At 62.4% G+C, this 13391-nt stretch carries 12 protein-coding genes; 7 read left to right on the forward strand and 5 right to left on the reverse strand.

Annotation, left to right across the window (positions count from 1 at the left end):
• Positions 1–8: 8 nt before the first annotated feature.
• Complete coding sequence (locus tag IWW33_RS09525) at positions 9–674, reverse strand: TetR/AcrR family transcriptional regulator (RefSeq protein WP_174141028.1); 666 nt, start codon at positions 672–674, stop codon at positions 9–11.
• A 152-nt stretch (positions 675–826) separates the two neighbouring features.
• Here IWW33_RS09525 and IWW33_RS09530 point away from each other — a divergent pair, with 152 nt between their 5' ends.
• The 5 genes from IWW33_RS09530 (at position 827) to IWW33_RS09550 (ending at position 5323) form a co-directional block, all read left to right on the forward strand.
• On the forward strand, positions 827–2257 hold the full coding sequence (locus tag IWW33_RS09530; protein WP_174141029.1) for a coniferyl aldehyde dehydrogenase: 1431 nt from the start codon (positions 827–829) through the stop codon (positions 2255–2257).
• Between the two features lie 10 nt (positions 2258–2267).
• Positions 2268–2753, forward strand: a complete 486-nt coding sequence (locus tag IWW33_RS09535) for a twin-arginine translocation pathway signal protein (protein ID WP_174141030.1) — start codon at positions 2268–2270, stop codon at positions 2751–2753.
• 21 nt (positions 2754–2774) lie between these two features.
• Positions 2775–4373 carry a GMC family oxidoreductase gene (locus IWW33_RS09540; RefSeq protein ID WP_115273353.1) on the forward strand — a complete coding sequence of 533 codons (1599 nt, stop codon included), beginning with the start codon at positions 2775–2777 and terminating at the stop codon, positions 4371–4373.
• Between the two features lie 111 nt (positions 4374–4484).
• Positions 4485–4964, forward strand: coding sequence for a pantetheine-phosphate adenylyltransferase (gene coaD, locus IWW33_RS09545; protein ID WP_039601221.1), 480 nt, complete (start codon positions 4485–4487; stop codon positions 4962–4964).
• A 107-nt stretch (positions 4965–5071) separates the two neighbouring features.
• Positions 5072–5323, forward strand: a complete 252-nt coding sequence (locus IWW33_RS09550) for a YfhL family 4Fe-4S dicluster ferredoxin (RefSeq protein ID WP_009683359.1) — start codon at positions 5072–5074, stop codon at positions 5321–5323.
• A gap of 58 nt (positions 5324–5381) precedes the next feature.
• Here IWW33_RS09550 and mutM read toward each other — a convergent pair whose 3' ends face one another.
• Both mutM and IWW33_RS09560 read right to left on the reverse strand, forming a co-directional pair.
• Positions 5382–6194, reverse strand: a complete 813-nt coding sequence (gene mutM, locus IWW33_RS09555) for a bifunctional DNA-formamidopyrimidine glycosylase/DNA-(apurinic or apyrimidinic site) lyase (RefSeq protein WP_115273352.1) — start codon at positions 6192–6194, stop codon at positions 5382–5384.
• Between the two features lie 3 nt (positions 6195–6197).
• Positions 6198–7016 (reverse strand): HDOD domain-containing protein, encoded by an 819-nt coding sequence (locus tag IWW33_RS09560; protein WP_174141113.1) that lies wholly within the window; start codon positions 7014–7016, stop codon positions 6198–6200.
• Positions 7017–7225: 209 nt separating this feature from the next.
• On the opposite strand from IWW33_RS09560, the gene IWW33_RS09565 reads away from it, so the two are divergent.
• Positions 7226–8422: a class I SAM-dependent rRNA methyltransferase gene (locus IWW33_RS09565; protein ID WP_046787023.1), complete on the forward strand. Its 1197-nt coding sequence runs from the start codon at positions 7226–7228 to the stop codon at positions 8420–8422.
• A gap of 39 nt (positions 8423–8461) precedes the next feature.
• Here the strand turns inward: IWW33_RS09565 and mgtE are convergent, their stop codons facing one another.
• Positions 8462–9517, reverse strand: a complete 1056-nt coding sequence (gene mgtE / locus IWW33_RS09570; protein WP_115273351.1) for a magnesium transporter — start codon at positions 9515–9517, stop codon at positions 8462–8464.
• Between the two features lie 479 nt (positions 9518–9996).
• Between mgtE and ilvD the strand changes: the two genes are divergently transcribed.
• Complete coding sequence (ilvD, locus tag IWW33_RS09575) at positions 9997–11838, forward strand: dihydroxy-acid dehydratase (protein WP_125923625.1); 1842 nt, start codon at positions 9997–9999, stop codon at positions 11836–11838.
• Positions 11839–12220: 382 nt separating this feature from the next.
• On the opposite strand, the gene IWW33_RS09580 is transcribed toward ilvD, so the two are convergent.
• Positions 12221–13276 carry a haloacid dehalogenase-like hydrolase gene (locus IWW33_RS09580; RefSeq protein ID WP_174141031.1) on the reverse strand — a complete coding sequence of 352 codons (1056 nt, stop codon included), beginning with the start codon at positions 13274–13276 and terminating at the stop codon, positions 12221–12223.
• Positions 13277–13391: the final 115 nt, after the last annotated feature.

Here is a 13391-nt window from a genome sequence, read left to right on the forward strand (position 1 = left end):
GCTCTGGGCTAACGTTCCAGGGCCTGGTTGAACGGAACATGAAACTCCTGACACAGGGCGTCCACAGCACTGCGGGCGCTGGCGGTGACGAAGCCGAGCTCCAGCACCAGTACCTGATAGACACCACGCTTGAAGGCTTCTTCACCCAGGTGAGCGGAGTGCTCGCGCGTGGTGCTGAGAAAGCGGACCCAAGAAGTAAGCACGATCCAGGCGTTGATGGTCAGCGATTCGATCTGCGCAGGTGCCATGACCAGAATGCCGGCCTCGACGAAGCCCCGATAGATCGCCTGGCCCTGGCGCAGGCAACGTTCGGAAAAGCGCCGGTAACGGGCAGCCAGCTCAGGGTCGCTGTCGAGCAGGTGCTCGAGGTCACGGTGCAGGAACCGATAGCTCCACATCGCTGCGAGCAACGCCTTGAGATAGAAACGCTTGTCTTCGACGGTGGCGGCGCGCCCCTGCGGCGGGCGCAGGAAGCTGTCCACCAGCTCTTCGTACTGGCTGAACAGCAGGGCGATGATCGCCTGCTTGTTGGGGAAGTGGTAGTAGAGGTTGCCGGGCGAAATTTCCATGTGCGCAGCAATGTGGTTGGTACTCACGCTACGCTCGCCTTGCTGGTTGAACAGCTCAAGGCTGTTCTGCACGATGCGCTCTCGGGTCTTCATGCGCGGGGCCATGCTCAGCTCCCAGTCTGCAGGCTTACGGTAAGGGTCCATATTACGGGGTAACAGGGCCCGGATGCACCGTGCGGTGGCGGGAAAAATATTCGTACCATCGTCCCGATTAGAGTATAGGCTCTAGAGATTCTCTAGCCCCGATGAGAGCCGCCGTGACTTCACCTATCGCCGTGCCTCCCTTGCAGTCCGACATCGACCTGGCGGCCACGTTCGCCACCCAGCGCAAAGCATTTGCGGGCAACCCCATGGCGCCCCTGGCCCAACGCCGGCAATGGCTGAAAAGCCTGCGCGAGGCTGTGCTGGCGGATCAACAACGGCTGATAGAGGCGATCGATACGGACTTTTCCGGCCGCAGCGCCGACGAAACCTTGCTGGCCGAACTGTTGCCCTCGGTACAAGGTATTCGCCATGCCGAGCGCCACCTCAAGCGCTGGATGCGACCAGCAAGGCGAACCGTAGGCCTGGCCTTCCAGCCGGCCAGCGCCCGCGTGCTGTATCAGCCGCTTGGCGTGGTTGGCATCATCGTGCCGTGGAACTACCCGCTGTTTCTCGCCATCGGCCCGCTGACCTGCGCCCTGGCCGCCGGCAACCGGGTGATGCTCAAGCTCAGTGAGGCCACACCTGCCAGCGCCCTGGCGCTGAAAACCTTGCTTGAGCGGGTATTCCCGCACGAGCTGGTCAGCGTGGTGCTGGGCGAGGTGGAAGTCGGCCAGGCGTTTGCCCGGTTGCCCTTCGATCACCTGCTGTTCACCGGCGCCACCAGCGTCGGGCGCCAGGTCATGCTGGCCGCAGCACAAAACCTGACCCCTGTCACACTGGAGCTTGGCGGCAAGTCGCCAGCCATCGTTTCGTCCAGCGTGCCGCTGGACAGCGCTGCCGAGCGTATCGCGTTCGGCAAGACCCTCAATGCCGGCCAGACTTGCGTCGCCCCAGACTACGTCCTGGTACCACGCGAGCGCCTGAACGCCTTCAGCGATGCCTACCGCAGGGCGGTCCACCGGTTGTACCCGCGCATCGCCGACAACCCCGACTACAGCGCCATCATCAATCCGAGGCAATTGCAGCGCCTGCAACACCTGCTGGATGACGCCCGCAGCAAAGGCGCGCAGATCATCGACCTGTACCCAGACGAGCCCCGCCAAGGCAGGCGCCTGCCGCCGCAGCTGCTACTGGAGGTGAACGACAGCATGCAGGTGATGCAGGACGAAATCTTTGGCCCGCTGCTGCCGGTAGTACCCTATGACAGCCTCGACGGCGCACTGGCCTACATCAATGAACGGCCACGCCCACTGGCGCTGTACTACTTCGGCTACGACCGTGCCGAGCAGGAACATGTACTGCAGCACAGCCACTCCGGTGGTGTATGCCTCAACGACACACTGCTGCATGTCGCTCAGGACGACCTGCCGTTCGGCGGCATCGGCCCCTCGGGCATGGGGCACTACCACGGCCACGACGGCTTCCTGACCTTCAGCAAGGCCAAGGCAGTGCTGGCCAAGCAGCGCCTGAACGCCGCACGCCTGGTCTACCCGCCGTATGGCAAGGCCTTGCAGCGCCTGGTCTACAAACTGTTCATCCGCTGAGGGCCGGGCCATGCAGCGGCGCGAATTCATGCGTTTCAGCCTGGGAGCCAGCGTGTTTCTGGCCAGTGCCAGCCTGGTCGGTTGCAGCCCTCAGGCGCCTGCAACCGGGTACCACGTATTGCGCGATGACGACCTGCCATTGCTGCGGGCACTGATCCCGGTGGTGCTCGCCGGTACTTCGGCAAGCGCAGCACTGGTGCTGCCCACTCTCGACGCCAAACTGGCGGCACTGTCCCCGCAAATGCTCAAGCTCACCCGGCAATTGTTCGATGTGCTCAGCCTGCCGCTGACCCGTGGCCCACTGACCGGGGTCTGGGGCGCCTGGGAACAGGCCGGTGAACAGCAGATTGCGGGGTTTCTGCAACGCTGGCAGGACAGTTCGCTGAACCTGCTGCGCATGGGACACTCGTCGATCGTGCAACTGCTGACGATGGCCTGGTACGAGCGCCCGGAAAGTTGGGCCGCCTGTGGTTACCCCGGGCCGCCGAAAATCTGACCAACAACAAGAGCATCTTCAATGCCTGTCATCGACCCGTTTCGCCAAGGCCTCGAACGCGGCTGGATCACCTACGACGGCTCACGCCTGGGGCAGGACCTCAGCCTGCAAGCCGACATTGCCGTGATAGGCAGCGGTGCCGGCGGCGCCACCAGCGCGCAGATGCTCAGCGCCGCAGGCTTCAAGGTACTGCTGATCGAGGAAGGCCCGCTCAAGACCAGCAGTGACTTCCACCTGCTTGAGAATGAGGCCTACGCCAGTCTCTACCAGGAAGGCCTGGGCAGGATGAGCAAGGACGGCGCCATCACCATTCTGCAGGGCCGTGCGGTAGGCGGCACCACGCTGGTCAACTGGACCTCCAGCTTTCGCACGCCCACGCCGACCTTGGCCCACTGGGCCGCGGCCCACAACGTAAAAGGGCTGGACAACGACGCACTACGCCCCTGGTTCGAACGCATCGAGCAAGACCTCGGCATTACGCCTTGGGCGGTGCCGCCAAACGCCAACAACGACGTACTGCGCCGTGGGTGTGAACGGCTCGGCTACCGATGGGCCGTGATTGCGCGCAATGTCCGGGGGTGCTGGAACCTTGGCTATTGCGGCATGGGTTGCCCGGTCAACGCCAAACAATCGATGCTGGTGACGCGCATTCCAGCCATGCTCGACAAGGGCGGCGAGCTGCTGTATCTGGCCCGGGCCGAACGCTTCGAGCATGACGGCGAGCGCATCGAGCATCTGCGCTGCCAAGGGCTGGATGCTCAAGGGATACACACCAACGGGCGCAGCATCACTGTGCGCGCACGCCACTACATCCTCGCAGGCGGCGGCATCAACAGCCCCGCCCTGCTGCTGCGTTCCAAGGCTCCTGACCCCCACGAGCGCCTGGGCAAGCGGACCTTCCTGCACCTGGTCAACTTCAGCGCGGCACGCTTCGACGCACGCATCGACCCTTACTACGGCGCCCCGCAATCCATCTACAGTGACCACTTCCAATGGCAGGACGGCGTCGATGGCGCGGTCGGCTACAAACTTGAAGTGCCGCCCCTGCACCCGGCGCTGGCCAGCACCTTGCTCGGTGGCGATGGTGTCGAAAATGCCCGGCGCATGGCCGAGCTGCCGCATACCCACGTCATGCTTGCGCTGTTGCGCGACGGTTTCCACCCCGAAAGCCCGGGCGGCGCGGTGGAACTGCGTGGCGATGGCTCACCGGTGCTCGATTACCCGGTCACCGACTACTTGCGAGACGGCCTGCGCCGCGCCTTTCACAGCATGGCGCAGATCCAGTTCGCAGCAGGCGCCACGCAGGTTACACCCGCGCACAGCGATGCCCGCGCTGCTGCCAGCCTGGCGCAGGCCCAACGCATGATCGACGGTTTGCGCCTGGAGCCGTTCCATACGCGGCTGGGCAGCGCCCACGTAATGGGCGGCTGCGCAATGGGCGAAGATCCACGTCACGCGGTGTGCGACAGCCTGGGCCGTCACCATCAGCTGGAAAACCTGTCGATTCACGACGGCTCGCTGTTCCCGACCAGCATCGGTGCCAACCCACAACTGTCGGTCTACGCCATCAGCGCGAAGCTCACCGACGCCCTGATAGCCCGCCTGGCACAGAGTGCATGACAACAAATGCCCCTGCTGTCTATAGTGCCATCAGCCGGCCGCATGACTTGGCCGGGCGCAATCGCTGCGCTACCATCCGACTCCCCAACGCACTCCAGCCAGGATGACGCGATGAACCGAGTGTTGTACCCGGGTACTTTCGACCCTATTACCAAGGGCCATGGCGACCTGGTCGAGCGCGCCTCGCGGCTGTTCGACCACGTGATCATCGCAGTGGCAGCCAGCCCGAAGAAAAACCCGCTGTTCCCGCTGGAACAACGGGTAGCGCTGGCCCGTGAGGTCACCAGGCACCTGCCCAATGTCGAAGTCATCGGCTTCTCCACCCTGCTTGCGCATTTTGCCAAGGAACAGGGCGCCAACGTCTTCTTGCGTGGGCTGAGGGCAGTGTCCGACTTCGAATACGAATTCCAGCTGGCGAACATGAATCGGCAACTGGCGCCAGAGGTCGAAAGCCTGTTCCTCACGCCTTCGGAGCGCTATTCGTTCATTTCCTCGACCCTGGTCCGGGAAATCGCAGCGCTGGGCGGCGACATCACCAAGTTCGTGCACCCGGTGGTGGCCGAGGCCCTGACTGAGCGTTTCAAGAAGTAAGCCTGAGCGCTGATTATCGCGCCCGCGTGCACTGCGGGCGCGAATGCGGCACAATTGTGCCCATTGCGTTGAACATGCCCGGGCGGTGAGCCCCGGCCGGAGTCCCCATGTCCCTGATAATCACCGACGATTGCATCAACTGCGACGTCTGCGAACCCGAGTGCCCGAACGAGGCCATCTCCCAAGGCGAAGAGATCTACGTGATCGATCCGAACCTGTGCACCCAGTGCGTGGGTCACTACGACGAGCCGCAGTGCCAGCAGGTCTGCCCGGTCGACTGCATCCCGCTGGATGAGGCGCACCCGGAAACCGAAGAGCAGCTGATGGCCAAGTACCGCCGGATTACCGGCAAGGCTTGAGCGCTGCGCTGCGCCTGATGGCCCAATCGCCGGCTAGCCGGCGATTGGGCCATGCCATTCAACGCTGGCAACGCGGGCAGTAAACGCTGGCCCGTTGCCCAAGCTTGGCCTCGCGCAAGGCAGTGCCACACAGCTTGCAAGGCATTCCGCCCCGGCCGTACACGAACAGTTCCTGCTGGAAATACCCAGGCTGCCCGTCGCCGCCAATGAAATCGCGCAAGGTCGTACCCCCTTGCTCGATGGCTGCCGCCAGCACGCGCTTTATCTCGATGGCCAGTTTCAGGTAACGGGCACGGGAGATTCCGCCCGCCTCACGGCGCGGGTCGATACCGGCGGCAAACAGCGCCTCGGTCGCGTAGATATTGCCCACGCCCACCACCACCGCGTTATCCATGATGAAAGGCTTGACGGCCATCGTCCGCCCGCGCGACAGCTGAAACAGACGCTCGCCGTCGAACAGGTCGGTCAACGGCTCTGGGCCCAGACGCAGCAGCAACTCGTGATTGAGCGGATCGAGGCTCCAGAGCATGGCACCGAACCGGCGTGGGTCGGTGTAGCGCAGCATCAGCCCCGACTCCAGCTCGATATCGACGTGCTCATGCTTGGCCGCCGGTAGCCCCATCTGCACCAGACGCAGGTTGCCCGACATGCCCAGATGGCTGATCAAGGTGCCGACCTCGGCATTGATCAGCAGGTACTTGGCGCGCCGCTCGACGCTGAGAATACGCTGCCCGGACAAACGCACGTCCAGGTCCTCGGGGATTGGCCAGCGCAAGCGCCGGTCTCGCACCACCACGCGGCTGACCCGCTGGCCTTCCAGGTGCGGTGCGATACCGCGCCGCGTAGTCTCGACTTCGGGTAATTCCGGCATGAATCAGTGCCCGCCCAGCTCGCGAATGGTCTGTTTGAGGTTCTCGAAGTCGTACTCCGACAAACCGATGTAGTCCAGTACCAGCGGGCCGACCGCATTCCACTCATGGTCGACATGCTGGTTGCCCAAGACCCGGCAGGACGCGCAGATGTGTTCGGCCATCTTCAGCACCGCCAGCAGGTTCTTCAGCTGGCTCTGGGTGTTGCGCGGCGACTCCTCGCGGAACACGGCCAGGGCATTGTGATGGTTGGCGATGGCCGCGCTGATGTGCTCCGGCAGGCGCCAGGACTTGGCGGTGAAATAGCCGACCACCGAATGATTGGTGTTGAATGCACGGTTCTCGGTGTCGACCACGCGTGTTTGCGCATCAGCCTTGGCGTAGGCCTCCTCCAGTACATCCATATAGTTGGGGAAACGCTTGAGCATCAGCGGGACGCCGCAATCATGGAACAGCCCGAGGGTGTAGGCCTCGTCCGCCGCCTGGATGCCGGTGCGCTTGGCCAGTGTCAGGCAGGTCATGGCCACGTCCTGGGCAGTGTCCCAGAAGCGGTTGAGGGTAACGATGGTCTCGTCGCTCATCTCGCCCTTGATCGACTGGGCGTTGATCAGGTTGATGATCGAACGGCTACCCAGCAGGTTCACCGCACGCTGGATCGAACCGATCTTGTTGGACAGCCCGAAGTGCGGCGAGTTGACCAGCTTGAGCAAGGCACCGGACAAGCCCGGGTCCTGGGAAATCAGCTTGGCGATGGTTTCCAGGTCCGGGTCGGGCATGTACTGCTCGAACTGCAGGTCGACCATGATCTGCGGTTGCGGCGGGATGGTAATGCCTTGCAAGGCTTGCTGGATCTGTTCGGCGCTGAGTTCTTGGGACATACGTACATACTCGTTGAGGACGGGGGATTCTAACCCTGTAGGTCGCTCGACTTGTAGCGCTTGTGCCCGCGAACAGGCAGGGCAGTTTGTCGTACCCTGCACCGAATCAAGGGCCAACCGGTTATACTCCCGCTCTTTTTTCCCGGAGCGACGTCATGTCCCTGCCCAGCCTTCGCCTCAAAGCCAATGCCGACCGCCGCCTGCGCGCCGGCCACCTGTGGGTCTACAGCAACGAAGTCGATGTCACCGCGACGCCGCTGCAGGGCTTTCAGGCCGGCCAACAGGCGATCCTCGAGGCCGCCAACGGCAAGCCGCTGGGTATCGTGGCGCTGAGCCCGAACAACCTGATCTGCGCCCGCCTGCTGTCACGCGATGCCAAGCTGCCGCTGGACAAGTCGCTGCTGGTACACCGCCTCAACGTCGCCCTGTCCCTGCGCCAGCGCCTGTTCGACCAGCCGTGCTACCGCCTGGTCTATGGTGATTCCGACCTGCTGCCGGGCCTGGTGGTCGACCGCTTCTTCGACATTCTCGTGGTGCAACTGGCCTCGGCCACCATGGAACTGCACAAGGACGACGTGATCGCCGCCCTGGTCCAGGTCCTCAAGCCCAGCGGCATCCTGTTCAAGAACGATTCCGCCGCCCGTGACGCCGAAGGCTTGCAGCGTTACGTCGAAACCGTCTACGGCGAAGTGCCGGACTGGGTCCCGCTGGAAGAAAACGGCGTGAAGTTCGAAGCGCCGGTACGCGAAGGGCAGAAGACCGGCTGGTTCTATGACCACCGCATGAACCGCGCGCGCCTGGCGCCCTACGTCAAAGGCAAGCGTGTGCTCGACCTGTTCAGCTACATCGGTGGTTGGGGCGTGCAGGCCGGCGCATTCGGCGCCAGCGAAGTGTTCTGCGTGGATGCCTCGGGCTTTGCACTGGATGGCGTGGAGCGTAACGCCGCGCTCAATGGCATCAGCGAAAAACTGACCTGCATCGAAGGCGACGTGTTCGAGGCTCTGCGCGAGCTGAAAGCCGCTGAAGAGCGCTTCGATGTGATCATTGCCGACCCACCCGCGTTCATCAAGCGCAAGAAAGACCTGAAAAACGGCGAAGCCGCCTACCGCCGCCTCAACGAACAGGCCATGCGCATGCTGACCAAGGACGGCATCCTGGTCAGTGCTTCGTGCTCGATGCACCTGCCCGAAGACGACCTGAACAACATCCTGCTGACCAGCGCCCGCCACCTGGACCGCAACCTGCAAATGCTCGAACGCGGCGGCCAGGGCCCGGACCACCCGGTTCACCCGGCCATCGCTGAAACCCGCTATATCAAGAGCATTACCTGCCGGTTGCTGCCCAACAGCTGATTCACGTCCAAGGGGCCGCGCTGCGGCCCCTTGGGTGCCTCAGATGCCCAGCACGTAAGAAGCAATACCGAAATACACCAGCACCCCTGCCGCATCGGCGATAGAGGTCACCAGCGGCCCGCTGGCAGTGGCCGGGTCGAGCTTGAGCCTGGTGAACATGAAGGGCAGGCTCATGCCAATCAGGCTGCCCAGCAAGACGATCACCAGCATGCTGCTGGCAACGATCAAGGCGACATCCGCCCCACCGCGCAGCGCCCCCAGCGATGCCACCGCCACTGCCATGGTGCCGCCCAGCGCCAGCGCCACAGCGCATTCACGTGCCAGCATGCGCAACCAGTCGCGCATCACCACCTCACCCGTTGCCAGGCCACGTACCATCAGTGTCGCCGACTGCGCACCCGCGTTGCCACCGCTGTCCACCAAAAGCGGCAGGAAAAACACCAGGACGATATGAGCGGCAATGGTTTGCTCGAATGCCGCGATCCCCGCCCCTGAAAACAGATTGCCAAACACCAGCAGCACCAGCCACAACACCCGCTTGCGGTACAGCAGGCTGACAGTGGCGTCCCTGAGATTGCCCACGTGGTTGGTGATGGAGGCGCCCTTGTGGAAGTCCTCGGTAGCCTCTTCGACGACCACATCGAGTGCGTCATCGCAGGTCACCAGGCCGACCAAACGGCCGGCCTCATCCAGCACCGGCACCGCCAGCAGGTCGTGCTCGCGGATCAACCGCGCCACTTCCTCCTGGCGGGTCGAGGTACACACGCAGATGACCTTGCGCACCATGAGCTGCTCGATCGGCTGTTCACGCGCCGCAAGGATAAGCTCGCGCAGGGAAAGCGAACCCAGCAGGTTGCGTTTCTCGTCGAGCACATAGGACTGATAGATGGTTTCGGCATCTGCGGCCTCGCGGCGCAGCATGTCGATCGCCTGGCTGGCAGTGAGGCCGGCATCCAGACACGAATACTCGCTGGTCATCAGGTAACCGGCTGTGCCCTCGGGGTAGCCTTCAGGATGAAGCAGGCCATCACGACGCACCTGTGCAGCCTGACGCAGGTCGAACGGGGAAACGACGAAATCGGAAGTGTGTTGCATGAGATTCTCCAGGCGCCGACGCAGGCACCCGTAAACCTCAGCCACACGAGCTCAAGCCTTCGGAAGCCCTGGCGACGGCGCGCTCAGTGCCAATTTGCAGGTTCTGTATGAACTGAAACTGGGAAGGTCCATTGAGGTGTTGTCTCGTGATACCGCACATGCGGCGCGGCGGATAATAAGCAGCCAATGCGCACCTGTCAGCTGCGCACCGGGCTTTTCAGATCGGTCCTACAAAGTGCCGGTCATGCTCCCCAAGCCACCGCCCAGACACATCGCCATTCCCTCGCCGCGCCAGCGGTGTAGAATCGGGCTATTCATCGCCAGTCATCCCCGGCGGGTTTATGAGCTCTGGTCGAGCACGCGGCGATCCCGTTGTGTCTTCGGCCCCATCCGTGCCAGTGGCAACCGGCCTAAGGCGCATAGGAAAAGAGAAGCTCACTCCCCTTTTTGTGACCTGATTAAGCCGCCAGGAGTGCTTCATGCCTGATTATCGTTCCAAGACTTCCACCCAAGGCCGCAACATGGCCGGCGCCCGTGCCCTGTGGCGCGCCACCGGGATGAAGGACGAAGATTTCAAGAAACCGATCATCGCCATCGCCAACTCGTTCACCCAGTTCGTCCCGGGCCATGTGCACCTGAAGGACCTGGGCCAACTGGTCGCCCGCGAGATCGAACGCGCCGGTGGCGTGGCCAAAGAGTTCAACACCATTGCGGTCGATGACGGCATCGCCATGGGCCATGACGGCATGCTGTACTCCCTGCCCAGCCGCGAGATCATCGCCGACGCCGTGGAATACATGGTCAACGCCCACTGCGCCGACGCCATCGTGTGCATTTCCAACTGCGACAAGATCACCCCCGGCATGCTGATGGCCGCCCTGCGCCTGAACATCCCGGTGATCTTCGTGTCCGGCGGCCCGATGGAAGCGGGCAAGACCAAACTGGCCAGCCACGGCCTGGACCTGGTCGACGCCATGGTCATTGCTGCAGACTCCTCGGCCTCCGACGAAAAGGTTGCCGAGTACGAGCGCAGCGCCTGCCCGACCTGCGGTTCCTGCTCCGGCATGTTCACCGCCAACTCCATGAACTGCCTGACCGAAGCACTCGGCCTGGCCTTGCCTGGCAACGGTTCGACCCTGGCCACCCACGCCGACCGTGAGCAGCTGTTCCTCACCGCCGGCCGTACGATCGTCGAGTTGTGCAAGCGCTACTACGGCGAGAACGACGAGTCGGTCCTGCCGCGCAGCATCGCCAACTTCAAGGCGTTCGAAAACGCCATGATGCTCGACATCGCCATGGGCGGTTCGACCAACACCATCCTGCACCTGCTGGCCGCAGCGCAGGAAGGCGAGGTGGCATTCGACCTGCGTGACATCGACCGCCTGTCGCGCAAAGTGCCGCAGCTGTGCAAAGTGGCGCCGAACATCCAGAAGTACCACATGGAAGACGTCCACCGCGCCGGCGGCATCTTCAGCATCCTCGGTTCGCTGGCCCGCGGCGGCCTGCTGCACACCGACCTGCCTACGGTACACAGCCGCAGCATGGAAGAGGCCATCGCCAAGTGGGATATCACCCAGACCGACGATGAGGCGGTGCACACCTTCTTCAAAGCCGGCCCGGCGGGTATTCCGACCCAGACGGCCTTCAGCCAGTCGACCCGTTGGGAAACCCTGGACGACGACCGTGAAAACGGCTGCATCCGCAGCTTCGAACATGCCTACTCACAGGAAGGCGGCCTGGCCGTGCTGTACGGCAACATCGCCCTGGACGGCTGCGTGGTGAAAACCGCAGGTGTCGATGAGTCGATCCACGTGTTCGAAGGCAACGCTAAAATCTTCGAAAGCCAGGACAGCGCGGTGCGCGGCATCCTCGCCGACGAAGTGAAGGCCGGTGACATCGTCATCATCCGCTACGAAGGCCCGAAAGGCGGCCCGGGCATGCAAGAAATGCTCTACCCGACTTCGTACCTGAAATCCAAAGGCCTGGGCAAAGCTTGCGCGTTGCTCACCGATGGCCGCTTCTCGGGTGGTACCTCGGGCCTGTCGATCGGCCATGCCTCGCCAGAAGCCGCCGCTGGTGGCGCCATCGGCCTGGTACGTGACGGCGACAAGGTATTGATCGACATCCCCAACCGTTCGATCAACCTGCAGGTCAGTGATGAAGAGCTGGCTGCACGCCGCGTGGAGCAGGACAAGAAAGGCTGGAAACCGACCGAAGTGCGCCCACGCAAGGTGACCACCGCGCTGAAAGCCTACGCCCTGCTGGCGACCAGTGCCGACAAGGGTGCTGTGCGCAACAAGGCGATGCTTGAAGGGCTGTGAGGCCTTGATGACGTGAAGAAACCGGCCCCCTGAGCCCTAGTGCCAGGCAGTCAAGTGATTTAGGGCCGCTTTGCGGCCCTATCGCCGGCAAGCCGGCTCCCACAGGTACCCCGCTGCTCTCAAGCTCAGCGCAAACCCAGTGGGAGCCGGCTTGCCGGCGATAGGGCCGGTAAATCCGATGCAAGACTCAAAAGAAAGCCCCGCAAAGATAATCCTGGCTAGAAAATTCGCACGAGTGGCATTCGCCCTGAGGAAAAATCAGAACGAATAGGTCACCAAAGGCGCGAAAATGGCTTGCTGATAACCATAGAGTCTCCCACAGGTACAGCGCAGACCTCAGGAACTGCGCGGTCCATGTGGGCCTGCACAGGCATCCAATGGCCTACTGAATCTGCTCCGGCGTGACGATCACCCAGTTCTTGTCCGCTGTCACCGGCAACCCGGCCTTCGCCTGGGCCGCCGCGTTCCTGGCGATCATCCCGTTCAACTGGTCCATGTACTTGGCCTTGCGGTTTATCCACAGGTGGATACCGCCCTTGCCAATGTCCACGCCATGAAACTGCATGTAGCCATCACTGGTCGGGGTATCACCGCCCACCAGTACCGGCTTCTTCCACTCATCGATATAGGAAAGGATCGCCGCCTGTTTGCCAGCCATCCAGGTCGCCGGCGTCCACAGGTAAGGGGTCAGTTCCAGGCCAGCGTTGGCCGTCGCATCGTACTTGCCTTCACTGATCTGCTTGCGTGCGGTGGTCAAGTGGCCGCTGGTGCGGTCCTTGAGTAGCAGGCTAACGCCTATGACGTTCTGCGGTTTCACGTTGTAGCCGTACTTGGGGTCGGACGCGACCATGCGCACCAGCTCTTCGGACGCTGCCGAAATGACATACACCTCGATGCCATTTTCCATCAGTTTGTTGTAAAGCTCGGCCTGGCCGGTGAAGACCTTGGGTGGTTGCACCTCGATGGCTTTTACCTTGCCCCCTTCAAAGTAGGTGCTAGGGATAGGCGTGGCAGAAGCCATCAGCTCATCGACCTGCACTTTCAGCTCCTTGAGGGTAAAGCCCGAGAACACCTGGGCCACCCACGGGTAACAGACCATGTCGTCGATTTCGCACAGGCGGTAGTAGTAACTGAACAGGCTTTCCTTGTGCTCGGCGGTGTCTTTGAACGGGATCAGCTTGAGTGACGGGTCGAGCTTTTCGCGGGTCAGCAGGCCCTTGTTCTCCATGAACGGCAGCAAGGCTTCTTCAAGGTCGTAGCGGTAGCTGGTGTTGTCCATGTCGAACACCGCGTAATTTCCCTTGTTGGCATTGGCGGCAATCATCGCGTCGAGCTGCTTGGCCGCCTCAGTTGGCCAGTGCTTAAGCTCAGTGGCTCCGCTTTCGATACTGAACAGCAGGGACAAACCGATGGCCAAGGCTTTCGGAGCAAACTTCATGTACGAATCTCCTGAATTGATCGGGAAAAGCTAGACCACTCACTCACCCGAGCCCCCTTCCACTGCGACGCTCATACAATTGTAAACGTCGTGTTCATTGCTATTTACGACCACC

Origin of the sequence: Pseudomonas sp. M2 (assembly GCF_015751845.1) — a bacterium.
Taxonomy (GTDB): Bacteria; Pseudomonadota; Gammaproteobacteria; order Pseudomonadales; family Pseudomonadaceae; genus Aquipseudomonas; species Aquipseudomonas putida_E.

Bases quoted from the DNA above. Each gene is read 5' to 3' on its own strand.
- IWW33_RS09525 (WP_174141028.1), bottom strand. From the start codon at position 674: ATGGCCCCGCGCATGAAGACCCGAGAGCGCATCGTGCAGAACAGCCTT.
- IWW33_RS09535 (WP_174141030.1), top strand. From the start codon at position 2,268: ATGCAGCGGCGCGAATTCATGCGTTTCAGCCTGGGAGCCAGCGTGTTT.
- IWW33_RS09540 (WP_115273353.1), top strand. From the start codon at position 2,775: ATGCCTGTCATCGACCCGTTTCGCCAAGGCCTCGAACGCGGCTGGATC.
- coaD (WP_039601221.1), top strand. From the start codon at position 4,485: ATGAACCGAGTGTTGTACCCGGGTACTTTCGACCCTATTACCAAGGGC.
- IWW33_RS09550 (WP_009683359.1), top strand. From the start codon at position 5,072: ATGTCCCTGATAATCACCGACGATTGCATCAACTGCGACGTCTGCGAA.
- mutM (WP_115273352.1), bottom strand. From the start codon at position 6,194: ATGCCGGAATTACCCGAAGTCGAGACTACGCGGCGCGGTATCGCACCG.
- IWW33_RS09565 (WP_046787023.1), top strand. From the start codon at position 7,226: ATGTCCCTGCCCAGCCTTCGCCTCAAAGCCAATGCCGACCGCCGCCTG.
- mgtE (WP_115273351.1), bottom strand. From the start codon at position 9,517: ATGCAACACACTTCCGATTTCGTCGTTTCCCCGTTCGACCTGCGTCAG.
- ilvD (WP_125923625.1), top strand. From the start codon at position 9,997: ATGCCTGATTATCGTTCCAAGACTTCCACCCAAGGCCGCAACATGGCC.
- IWW33_RS09580 (WP_174141031.1), bottom strand. From the start codon at position 13,276: ATGAAGTTTGCTCCGAAAGCCTTGGCCATCGGTTTGTCCCTGCTGTTC.